The organism is Desulfobulbus rhabdoformis (genome assembly GCF_016919065.1).
Lineage (GTDB): Bacteria > Desulfobacterota > Desulfobulbia > Desulfobulbales > Desulfobulbaceae > Desulfobulbus > Desulfobulbus rhabdoformis.
In genome coordinates this window covers 143,845-154,797 of record NZ_JAFFQA010000008.1, presented here as the reverse complement: position 1 = coordinate 154,797, position 10,953 = coordinate 143,845, and the positions used below count along the sequence as shown (strand labels likewise).

9 protein-coding genes and 1 pseudogene are annotated in these 10,953 nt (G+C 46.3%); 3 read left to right on the top strand and 7 right to left on the bottom strand.

The annotated features are described in order from the left end of the window. The 3 genes and pseudogenes from JWJ90_RS06455 to JWJ90_RS06445 form a co-directional block, all read right to left on the bottom strand. Positions 1-580, bottom strand: a pseudogene (locus JWJ90_RS06455) (hypothetical protein); the annotation flags it as partial. Positions 581-916: 336 nt separating this feature from the next. After that, positions 917-1,234, bottom strand: a complete 318-nt coding sequence (locus JWJ90_RS06450) for a putative quinol monooxygenase (RefSeq protein ID WP_205226380.1) — start codon at positions 1,232-1,234, stop codon at positions 917-919. Positions 1,235-1,679: 445 nt separating this feature from the next. Beyond that, complete coding sequence (locus JWJ90_RS06445) at positions 1,680-2,282, bottom strand: TAXI family TRAP transporter solute-binding subunit (protein ID WP_205226379.1); 603 nt, start codon at positions 2,280-2,282, stop codon at positions 1,680-1,682. 223 nt (positions 2,283-2,505) lie between these two features. Here JWJ90_RS06445 and JWJ90_RS06440 point away from each other — a divergent pair, with 223 nt between their 5' ends. From JWJ90_RS06440 to JWJ90_RS06430, 3 genes are all read left to right on the top strand, one after another. Further along, positions 2,506-3,192, top strand: coding sequence for an AzlC family ABC transporter permease (locus tag JWJ90_RS06440; RefSeq protein WP_205226378.1), 687 nt, complete (start codon positions 2,506-2,508; stop codon positions 3,190-3,192). Continuing rightward, the gene (locus JWJ90_RS06435) at positions 3,185-3,487 is read left to right on the top strand and encodes an AzlD domain-containing protein (RefSeq protein WP_205226377.1); all 303 of its coding nucleotides are present in this window, start codon (positions 3,185-3,187) and stop codon (positions 3,485-3,487) included. Before JWJ90_RS06440 ends, JWJ90_RS06435 begins: the two co-directional genes overlap by 8 nt. Positions 3,488-3,950: 463 nt before the next feature. Beyond that, positions 3,951-4,775, top strand: coding sequence for an AraC family transcriptional regulator (locus tag JWJ90_RS06430; RefSeq protein WP_205226376.1), 825 nt, complete (start codon positions 3,951-3,953; stop codon positions 4,773-4,775). 224 nt (positions 4,776-4,999) lie between these two features. On the opposite strand, the gene secA is transcribed toward JWJ90_RS06430, so the two are convergent. The 4 genes from secA to argS all read right to left on the bottom strand — a co-directional run bounded on the left by secA (position 5,000) and on the right by argS (position 10,906). Continuing rightward, positions 5,000-7,558: a preprotein translocase subunit SecA gene (gene secA, locus JWJ90_RS06425; protein WP_205226375.1), complete on the bottom strand. Its 2,559-nt coding sequence runs from the start codon at positions 7,556-7,558 to the stop codon at positions 5,000-5,002. A gap of 135 nt (positions 7,559-7,693) precedes the next feature. Next, the gene (locus JWJ90_RS06420; protein WP_205226374.1) at positions 7,694-8,194 is read right to left on the bottom strand and encodes an N-acetyltransferase; all 501 of its coding nucleotides are present in this window, start codon (positions 8,192-8,194) and stop codon (positions 7,694-7,696) included. A 41-nt stretch (positions 8,195-8,235) separates the two neighbouring features. Further along, a complete protein-coding gene (locus JWJ90_RS06415) occupies positions 8,236-8,796 on the bottom strand; it encodes a hypothetical protein (RefSeq protein WP_205226373.1) in 561 nt (186 codons plus the stop codon). A gap of 460 nt (positions 8,797-9,256) precedes the next feature. Next, positions 9,257-10,906 (bottom strand): arginine--tRNA ligase, encoded by a 1,650-nt coding sequence (gene argS / locus JWJ90_RS06410; protein ID WP_205226372.1) that lies wholly within the window; start codon positions 10,904-10,906, stop codon positions 9,257-9,259. Between the last annotated feature and the right edge of the window lie 47 nt (positions 10,907-10,953).

Sequence of the window (10,953 nt, the reverse complement as noted above, 5' to 3'; positions counted from 1 at the left end):
TGATTTTAGATATTTCTTGAGAAGTAGGAGTGATCTCTTCAAGGCTGATTTCATCCGCGACTTGATTGGTGAGTTTATGGACAGTGTCTGCGGAAATGTCAAAACGATAGATCTCGTTCATCATTTCTGCAGCTTCCTCAAAAGTTTCCTTGGAACCGAAGAGAGAAGCTATTTTTTGTACATCGTACTGGTACTTGCCATCCCTCAAATTAAGAGCATTTTCGTACGGGGTATGGACGGCTTTACATTTGGGGCACACATAGTACGGGCAGTCAATGACAAGGGTGCCAATAGTGGTAACGCACTCTTTTTTCGTGGAATATTTTTTATGAGCTTTGCTCCCGCAAGGAGTGCATGTCGGAGCTTGGATCTGCCGATCAAGTTCACCTTGAATGACAATCTGGACTAATTCGGGATCTATTGACGGGTACTCTTTTCTGATCTTGTTAATTATCTCAAAAAGCGTGTTGTTGGGCGCATCAACACACTGAATAATGTGAGCAATTTTTTGATCGAGAATATTATCGTACATGTCTTTGTAACATTTAGACCAATTCCGAATTTTTCGCACAGCCGCCATGATGCAACCTCCTGATTTAACGGGATATTATATCATGTGAAAAGCAGCATTTAAACAAAAAAATAACGTAACGTGTTAAAATTATTAACCAAACAGGCCGACTTCGATCTGCAGAGCAATTCCATAACTATCGGATGCTCCCCTCCGGGTATACCGGGATACATGCGGTCCACTATCATTATTTAATCGCGGCGCGCCCTCTATTTTCTGCATTATTTAACAAAAAACATAAAAAAATTCTACATATTGGCCGCCAACAACAAACAAGGATCAGGTCATAAATATTGAACGTTATCCAATGACACTACTGCAGTAGAGAATTATTGTATATTGGTGTTATTTGTGCCACTCTTGTACAGGTTCCAGAATTGTTACTACCTTATCCTTTTTAATCCACTTATCTATCTTGCTATTAAATTCCTTACGATAATCTTTATTGATTTGGTTTTCAGAAAACGCCTCCACGCTAGGCTCTTTCCAAATTTCATAAAGAATATATTTAGCGTCATCATTAGAATCTTTATCCAAATAACAAGATACAAACGTATCTTCTAAAGACATTTTGTTTAATACATTTAACAATGACTCTTTGAATGTATGTACACACTCAGGCTTAATATCAAATTGTACTGTAAAAACTAAATTCTTGTCCATAATATGGATCTCCAAACTTTAGCAAACATGCATCATAAAAAATGATCTATACATTATTTATAATGAATCACTCTTGTCCAAAATAGAATTTCATCGAAAGTATCTCCTTGATCACTTAAAAAAGAAGGTCTTAAACTACTTCCAATAAATAATTATTTGGTAATTTTATCTTCCTGCCTTCAGATCAATAAAAATTACGTTAAACCGGAATAACACAAACTTCTCAGCTTCATCTTTTTATAAAATCTCTTGGATACGTTATTATATTCTCTTCAATCATTGCTGAAATTTACTTTTTAACATACCATAAACAACATAATCATAGTATTTATCATATATTTTTTCAGCATTTCGTATCACACCTTCCTTACTAAATCCTAAACGTTCAGGGGTAGTTATGCTTTTTTTATTGTCATTTGCACAACTATTTTCGTAGTTTTCTGTTTCACCATCTCTCAGGATTTATCCTTGCTTCTTTGTAGTACTTTGATGCCGCTGGATGTAATTCATAAGAGAAGCCAGTTAACATATTTCCCTTTGTAAACACGGCACCATCGGCCAGACCACCTCCGACCAAGGACTCACTGGCTGATGGGTGAATAATATTCATACTCTCAAGCTTAATTTTTAAAAAGTTGAGGTTCTCAAAAATTGATTTTGTAAAGGAGTACACAACAGTGTCAGGAGTTTTTTCGGATGTGACCACTATGAAAGAGGTCTGTGGAATACTGAAAACTGCCCGAACATGATTTTTTGAAACATGCGTCTTCGAATGCACAACTCCGAACTCGACACTGCCAGATTCCAAGAGTCGGAGAGTCTCTTGATCCCCCTGTGTGGATTCTACAGAAGCACGCAAGTGAAATTTTTTGATTGTATTATTAACAGTTTTGGAAATTGCTCCGCTGACGAGATAGCCCTTCTCGGTTAGCGGGCCAGCTCCGATAAAAATATACGAGCTGGCTTGGACATAACCAGTGCTCATGAGAAAGGTAAGAATGACAAAAAATAATTTTTTCATAAATTCCATTTTGATGTTGATTTTCATTAGGTTTGCCAAAAAAATTCCAATTTCATAAATACGAATATTGATCTGTCCTCATTTGTTTGGGGCTCCAGAGGGGATTTTGAGCTGAACAAGAAATGTGATTATTAATAACTTCTCGTTTAGTCGATATAATATGCTACTCAGCGCTACCCTGCCGTCATAGATACAGAATAAAAGCACGATTATCCAATACATCAAAATTTTCATGCGTTACTTTAGGAGCATGAAACATGAATTTAAAGATGGCTTTTTAGCCACGATTCCCATCAGCTTCAGTATCGTTTCCTTCGGTCTGGTCTGTGGTGCGTTAAGTGTCCAGAACGGGATGTCATTATCTGAATTGCTGCTGATGAACGTCTTTGTGTTTGGTGGAGCCGGTCAGTTCCTGATGGTGGAGATGTGGGATGCCCCCCTCGATATATTGGGTATTTCAATGGCTGCCCTCTTAATCAATCTCCGCTATTTCCTCATGTGTATGGCGCTTCATCCCTTGTTTGTCAACTCTCGGATGATCGAAAAGCTGGCGTACATCCATTTGACAGCGGAACCCAACTGGGCCTTGAGTCTCTCCCGCCTTGAGACACAGCCCACTTCACCGTTGTTTCTCTTCGGTGGCGGCGTGTGCATGCTCTTTGCCTGGTCGGGAGGGACGATATCCGGATATTTTTTGGGGAGTTCTCTGAGCAATCCGGCTATTTACGGTCTCGACTTTGCTTTGGTCGCCATGATTATAACCATTTTGCCGGGAATGTACCGGGGATCCCAGAACTGGTTGCCTTGGTGCGTGGCAGCAGTCTGTTCCCTGCTTTTGAAGCAATGGCTCCCCGGTAATCTGTATATTCTAGGCGGAGCCCTTGCCGGTTCTCTGATGACCCTTTTTCCTCATATAAATGGAGAAAAAAATGCATAATTGGGACGTAGTGCTTGTGCTCGGCATCGTCACAGTGGGAACGTACGCGTTTAAGATTTCCGGCTTACTGCTCTCGGATCGTTTGGTCAATTCTGGGAAAGTTCGATTATTCCTGGATTCACTGCCAGCGACATTGCTTATCTCACTGGTCGTACCGGCGATAATTGAGGAGGGAGTAAAAGGTTTACTCGCCGCAATCCTTATCGTCTGGTGCATGTATGCAACTAAAAACGCTTTGGTTGCAATGACTGTTGGTATTGTGTGTATCGCTGTCAGCAGACAACTTATCGGATAATAGACGTGCAGCGGTAAATATGCTTGTCTGCTTCTTGAAGAAAGCTTGAGCCGGTTTTATATTTTAGGGAATCTTGAATAATTGCTTTTTCTGCCAATCCCGCGGAGTCTGAGGCTTACCTCGTCATGCTTAAAATTTTATGATTACCATCAAAGCTCCGCTGAAAAAGAAGAATTTGTGCCAGGTTCCTCTTCTCTTCCGCAAAAGGCAAAGAGTCGGTAAATCGTTCGCCCTGCCGCGGGCATGGCTCGCCTCCTACAGTCTCCCAAATGTTATCGGACTCGTAGGAGTGGGCCTTGCCCGCGACAAATATTGCAGCTGAGTTTCAGTGGTAATCAAATAAAATTTTGCGCAATCCTCGGAGTCTATGCTTACCTGGCCTTGTTGAAAAATATAATTATTCAAGACACCCTTTAATTTAGGCTAAGAATTTCAGGCTATTTCCTTGGTTCAAGGCATCCCCATGAAAAACGATACTCAACTCAGATCAAGGGTTCCTTTCCAAAAGACAAGCACAATGGATCGGGTGGTGTTGCAGAAGGCATTTCACCATCAATCTTCCTCGGGCAAGCATATCCACGAAGACTATGCCGTCAATCTCATTCGTGAAGGCGCAGTCGAGGCCTTTATACAGGGGAAAAACCTTACAAGTTCCCCCACGACTCTTCTCTGTGTCAATCCAGATGAAACGCATGCTTATCAGGCTCTCACCGATGAAGGCTATCGCCACGACACGCTGTTCATAAAACCCAATGTACTCCATGCCTTTCTCCCTGAGAATCGCCATCCCCTGCGTTTTACAGAAGCGGCGGTAGTTTCTCCAAAATTGGCTGCCCTGTTTACCCTTCTTATCGAGGCATCTCCTTCTGAAGCACCAACAGGACTGGAATATGATTGCATGATGGGAGAATTTTTGGATGCATTGTTTGCCCTGCAGAAACTGACACCACCTGAAGTCAGTAAAAGCATTGGGGAAAGGGCTGTTCGCAAGGCAAAGGATTATATGAAGGAGAACTACCACAAAGAGATCAGCTTAGATGATATTATTGAGCAGCTCGATATTTCCAAATACCATTTCCAACGGCTTTTCAAAAAATCGACTGCAATTTCGGTTCATCAATATTTGATTGCCCTGCGGATTGAAAAAGCAAAACAGGCGCTTCAAAGCGGTGAGAGCTTAGCGCAGACGACATATGGCTGCGGATTTTACGACCAAAGCCATTTAAATCGTTGTTTTAAGAGGTTGACGGGAATGACTCCAGGTCGTTACCGCGCATTTTTCCATTAATCGATATAACGACGCTTCAGAACACGAAAAAAAAACGCATCCGTAAGGCGCAATCTGGCGCTGTAACAAAAAACTCTATAAAATCCTTCTAAAAGCCCTATATAAAAAGCCGTTACTTCCAAAGAGGAAATAACGGCTTTGCAGTAAGATATGCTCCGAACCTGCATCCAGAGTCTTACGGACTGATCAACACCCCAAAGAGTGTTCAGGTTTTCGTCAGGCTGTCAGGCGGCCTTCCCACAGCATTTTTTATATTTTTTTCCAGATCCACATGGACAGGGAGCGTTGCGGCCCACTTTTTCTTCACTGCGCTGCACTGTTTTCGAACCCGAATTGTCACTGGGCTCCTTGGCCCCTAATCGTTTCATGGCAGCCATTTCCTGCTCACGTTGCAACCGGCGCTCCTCTTCAAGACGTGCAAGTTCCTCATCCTGCACCAGTTGAATACGCATCAAATTGGCGATGGTATGCTGCTTGACCGCCTCAACCATGTTGGCAAAAAGGTCATAGCCTTCACGCTTGTACTCCATGAGCGGGTTTTTCTGACCGTAGCCACGCAGGCCGATGCCCTCTTTCAGGTGATCCATCTGCAAGAGATGCTCTTTCCAGAGGCCATCAACCACCTGGAGCATGACCATGCGCTCAAGCTGTCGCATCTGCTCGGAACCATTTCTCTCTTCCTGGACAGCGTAGGCCTGCTGGATAGCCTCATTGAGCTTCTCGCTGAACTCTTCGCTGGTCATGTCGTTGCGTTCTTCTTCAGCCCAGTCTAGTTTCAGGTTAAAGACCTGCTCGACCCGATCTTCAATGGCCTCCCAATCCCACTCCTCAGAGCTGCCACGGCTGCTGGCGAGTTCTGCCACGATTTGGCTGGCCAAATCGCTGATAAAATCGTCGATAATCGGACGTATATTTTCTCCTTCCAGTACTTCGCGGCGCTGGCTGTACACAACTTCACGCTGTTTATTCATAACATCGTCGTATTCCAGCAGATGCTTACGAATATCAAAGTTATGCCCCTCTACCTTGCGCTGGGCATTTTCAATGGCGCGCGTTACCATGGAGTGCTCAATGGGCTCGTCTTCTTCCATGCCGAGTTTGTCCATCACGGAACTAAGCCGATCAGAGCCAAAAATACGCAGCAGATCATCTTCCAGGGAGAGGTAAAACCGTGAAGATCCAGGATCCCCCTGACGACCGGAACGACCGCGCAGCTGGTTATCGATACGCCGACTCTCATGCCGTCCGGTGCCAAGGATGTGCAACCCTCCAATTTCTCGAACGCCTTCGCCCAGTTTGATATCGGTACCACGTCCCGCCATGTTGGTTGCGATGGTCACCCTGCCCTTCTGTCCGGCTTCTGCAATAATCTCAGCCTCACGCTCGTGCTGCTTGGCATTGAGCACGTCGTGGGGAATGTCTTCCTTGCTGAGCATTTTAGAAATTTTTTCAGAAACATCGATGGAAATGGTACCAACCAGGATAGGCTGACCTTTGGCGTTGAGTTCTTTAATTTCGCGAACGATATTGCGATATTTGGCGGCCTGGTTTTTATAAATAAGATCAGCGTAATCTATGCGCACCATCTTCTGGTGGGTGGGAATAATAACAACATCCAGCTCATAAATCTTTTTAAACTCAGGCGCCTCGGTATCGGCTGTACCGGTCATCCCCGCAAGCTTATCGTACATGCGGAAGTAGTTCTGGAAGGTAATCGAAGCCAGAGTCTGATTCTCTTTTTCGATTTTTACTCCTTCCTTTGCCTCCAGTGCCTGGTGCAAACCATCAGAGTAGCGCCGACCTTCCATGGTACGTCCGGTGAACTCATCGACAATGACCACGCCACCGTTACGGACGATATAATCCACATCACGCTGAAAGAGAAAATGTGCCTTGAGCGCCTGATTTACATGGTGCAGGTGGTTGATGTTTCTTGGGTCATAGAGGTTATCGAGTTCCAAGAGCTCTTCGGCCAGGGCGACACCGTCGTCAGTAAGCATGATCTGACGAGCCTTTTCATCTTTGGTGTAATGGTCATCCACCTTGAAATGGCGCATGATTCTATCGACTTTGAGATAGAGATCCGTGGTTTGCTCCGCCGGGCCTGAGATAATCAGGGGTGTTCGCGCCTCATCGATGAGAATGGAGTCAACCTCATCAACAATTGCATAGTTAAAACCGCGCTGACAGTAGTCCTCTAAAGAAAATTTCATATTGTCGCGCAGGTAATCAAAACCGAACTCATTGTTGGTTCCGTAGGTGATATCGGCTCCATAGGCCTGGCGTCTTTGGTCATCATCCATATCATGGACAATGCAGGCGGTGCTCATGCCTAAAAAGCGGTAGACCTCGCCCATCCACTCGACATCGCGGCTGGCCAGGTAATCGTTCACCGTAACCACATGAACGCCTTTTCCAGAAAGTGCATTGAGATAGACAGGAGCTGTGGAAGTCAGGGTTTTTCCTTCACCGGTCTTCATTTCAGCAATTTTTCCCTGGTGCAACACAATGCCGCCTATGAGCTGCACATCGTAATGGCGCTCACCAAGGACCCGCTTCGCAGCCTCGCGAACAACAGCAAAAGCTTCCGGTAACAGGTCATCAAGCGTCTCGCCCTGGGAAAGCCGGTCTTTAAATTCAGCGGTCTTTGCCTTGAGTTCCTCATCGGAAAGCGGCTCAATCGAAGGTTCAAGATCATTGATAGCTTGAACCATTCGTCGGTATTGCTTGACTATCCTGTCGTTTTTACTTCCGAAAACTTTTGTCAGTACTTTTCCGACCATCGTCTATCTCCATCGGGGTGACCACCCCGGGATAAGGTAAAAAAGGTTGTCGCTTTTACAAAAATATTTCCTGTATGCAGGCTTTCTCAGGCCAAACGGCCGACAAAGGTGCAAATGAAGGTAAGGGCACAAAAATCAAGATTCGACAGGGTCTGATGAGGTGCGAATAAGTGCATCTTCATCGCAGTCCGGAAACTTGGAGCAATGAATACAATCACTCCAGATTTTATGGGGCAGATCCGATTTATCGCAGTCAATAAAACCAAACTTGCGGAAAAAGGGAGCCTGGTATGTCAAGACAAACACCTTTGAAATTTCAAGGCTGTGCGCTTCATCCAGGCAGGATTCCACTAGCAGTGCACCGATACCGCATTTCTGTCGTTCTTCGACCACCGCGAGCGAGCGAATTTCAGCAAGATCATCCCAGCAAAGCTGAAGGGCACAGATGCCAAGTATCGTACCGGCTTCTTCATAGACTACAAAGTCGCGCAAATGATCATAGAGAGAGCTGATCGAACGAGGGAGCATGACACCTTTCGCGGCAAACGAACTCAACAGGGAGTGAATGGCCCGAACATCACCCATTCGCGCCGGACGAATACGACCATTGTTTTTTTGTACTGTAGCTTCAAGCATAAAATTTACTCTCAGAACCATCCTTCGATGGAAAAAAACTTCTAAACCCGACCGTTCTCCCCCTTGGGGACTGACTGTTGCTGTACCAGAGGCGGAACGGAGGCAAGCCGTCTGTAAAGCTGCCAGTTTCCAAGACCGCAGGCGTAGCCTATAACAAAAAGAAGCAGGGCTTTGCCCCCTACTCCCGGCTGCAGCAATATCAGCAGCGACAGCCCTATGGCAGCGCCATATATGCTGCCGTTAAGCAGATGCAGGTTGAAGGCGGACCATGAGGGAAAACAATGGTGTAACAAGGTCACAGCGGGACGGGCGACTAAAAAAAAACAGACATAGGAACTCAGACTCAGTGGAAACAGACCATACACCGACCAAGTCACCAAAGAGGCGTACACGGACTCTTCAACGCTTACAAGATGATTGCGAATCAGAATAAAAGTAACAAGCGTGAGGAGATGGGCAAGGAAAAATATACAAAGTGGGGTGATAGCCGGAACATACCAGCTTACACGAACTAACAGAAGCCGACGCAGCAGTAGCCCCAAAGCTACAAACAACGAGACCTGTTTTTGCTTTGTTGGGCGCCTACGTCGTGTTCCATTCATAATTGAGCTGCTGCTTGAGTCCTTCTTAATGACGGGTTATCCGGCAGGACGTTTTTGTGTAGCAATCCGTGCCGGTGGAATTTTCTGTGCCGAGCGTTCCCTGGGGGATGCCGAGCTGTGTACAGTTTCTTTTTTTTGCGGAAAAAGAATGGTCTGACCAGCCCAAATCCCTAATACAAACATCCAGAAAAACAAACAAAAGCAAACCAGTATCAGACTCAACAGACCGCGCCAGCCCAGTTCGATACGGAAGGATTTTGCCTTTTTTGGCTTGGTCCCATCCCGGGACGAAGTTGAAGAAGAGGCAGCTTTACGTGCAAACAATCCCATGGCGCCTCAGGAGTTCCTGGAAGGATAGGCAGACAAGGACGGAAACGTCTTCACTCTCGCCTCCGTCCTATTTGGTAAGTCTTTTGCCGGAAAATGCAACCTGGAATTCAAAAAAGCCCGTCCAGTTTTCTCACATGGATTCCGGGGCATTAAGACCGATGAGCTCGAGACCGTTCCGTAAGACCTGTTTGACCGCGCCACAGAGGTAGAGCCTGGCTGCGCTCAACTGGCTGTCATCGGTGAGGACCTTATGCTTATTATAGTAGCCATGAAATTGCCCGGCCAGCTCCATCAGATAAAAAATGACACGGTGCGGTGCAAGGTCAGTCGCTGCCCCGGCAACCAGTTGCGGGTAATCGGCCAGAGCCTTGAGTAGAGCGTATTCCTCCGGTTCGACGAGCCGATTTAGCGCATCAGGACCGGCAGCGCTGCTGGCCCCCTGTTCTTTTGCCTGGCGCTCGATAGAGCAAAGGCGCGCGTGCCCGTACTGCACATAGTAAACAGGATTTTCCTGGCTTTGTTTTTTGGCTAAATCCAAGTCAAATTCGATCAGGTTGTCGGGTTTGCGCATGAGAAAGAAAAAACGCAGCGCATCCGGTCCGACCTCATCGACAAGTTCATCAACGGTGACAAAGGTCGCCTTCCTGGTTGACATCTTGACCTGTTTCCCATCGCGCAGCAGGGTCACAAACTGGTACAGCACAACAGTGATCTTGCTGTCATCACAGCCCAGAGCACGTACACCGGCAAGAACGTCGGGAACAGTGGCAATATGATCAGAGCCAAAAACATTGATCATCCAGTCATAGCCGCGTTTGAACTTATCAAGGTGGTAGGCGATATCGGGCAAGCGATAGGTTGGCTCGCCAGTACTTTTTATGATGACTCTATCCTGCTCCTGCCCAAGCTCGGAGGTTTTAAACCAGGTCGCCTCCTCTTTTTCATAGACCAGGTCCTTGGCCCGCAGCTCGTCGACGACCTTGTAAATACGCCCGTCGGCATAGAGGGTATGCTCGTTGAAATAGGTATCAAAACCGATACCAATACGCTTGAGGGTTGAGTCGATGTCGGCAAAAATCGCCTTCTGGGCATGCTCTTTAAAGACCGTAACATCGGCATCTTTATACGAATCGCCCCCCTCTTCCTGCATGGCGCGGGCTATATCGTAGATATAGTCACCTTGGTAACCATCTTCGGGGAAGGTGTTTGGCAGGTCCAAAAGCTCCAGATAACGAGCGCGGGTCGACTCACCAAGAACACGCATTTGCCGTCCGGCATCATTAAAGTAATATTCCCGCTCCACGTTATACCCGGCAGCCTTCAGTACCCTGGCGATGGCATCTCCCAAGACCGCATTGCGGCCATGTCCGACACTCAAGGGACCGGTGGGATTGGCAGAAACAAACTCAACCAGGACCCTGTTGCCAGCACCGACATCAGTACAGCCAAAGGCGGTTCCCTGCTCATAGATGGGAGCAAGCACCGTGGTCCAGATTTCTGTTTTCAAGAAAAGGTTGATAAAACCGGGGCCAGCGACCTCAACCCTCTCGATCATGGTTTCCGCTTCCAGCAGCTGTGCCAGTTGAGCCGCAAGGTCACGGGGTTTTCGCTTATCAATACCGGCTGCGACCAGGGCAAAATTGGTCGAAAAATCCCCCTGCCCTTCACGCTTGGGTACTTCGATGGCGTAACGACCTGCTGCCGCATTACTCCAATACTCTAGGGCAACACCTTTCTGGAAACATCGATCAACAATTTCTTTTATCTGTGATTTTATCATGGGCTAACAACTGCGGTCAAAAACCGACAATAGTGTAAGGGAAAATG

What these genes read in the sequence shown, in the direction of transcription:
- JWJ90_RS06450 (WP_205226380.1), bottom strand. Translation starts at nt 1,234, where the DNA reads ATGGACAAGAATTTAGTTTTTACAGTACAATTTGATATTAAGCCTGAG.
- JWJ90_RS06445 (WP_205226379.1), bottom strand. Translation starts at nt 2,282, where the DNA reads ATGAAAATCAACATCAAAATGGAATTTATGAAAAAATTATTTTTTGTC.
- JWJ90_RS06440 (WP_205226378.1), top strand. Translation starts at nt 2,506, where the DNA reads ATGAAACATGAATTTAAAGATGGCTTTTTAGCCACGATTCCCATCAGC.
- JWJ90_RS06435 (WP_205226377.1), top strand. Translation starts at nt 3,185, where the DNA reads ATGCATAATTGGGACGTAGTGCTTGTGCTCGGCATCGTCACAGTGGGA.
- JWJ90_RS06430 (WP_205226376.1), top strand. Translation starts at nt 3,951, where the DNA reads ATGAAAAACGATACTCAACTCAGATCAAGGGTTCCTTTCCAAAAGACA.
- secA (WP_205226375.1), bottom strand. Translation starts at nt 7,558, where the DNA reads ATGGTCGGAAAAGTACTGACAAAAGTTTTCGGAAGTAAAAACGACAGG.
- JWJ90_RS06420 (WP_205226374.1), bottom strand. Translation starts at nt 8,194, where the DNA reads ATGCTTGAAGCTACAGTACAAAAAAACAATGGTCGTATTCGTCCGGCG.
- JWJ90_RS06415 (WP_205226373.1), bottom strand. Translation starts at nt 8,796, where the DNA reads ATGAATGGAACACGACGTAGGCGCCCAACAAAGCAAAAACAGGTCTCG.
- argS (WP_205226372.1), bottom strand. Translation starts at nt 10,906, where the DNA reads ATGATAAAATCACAGATAAAAGAAATTGTTGATCGATGTTTCCAGAAA.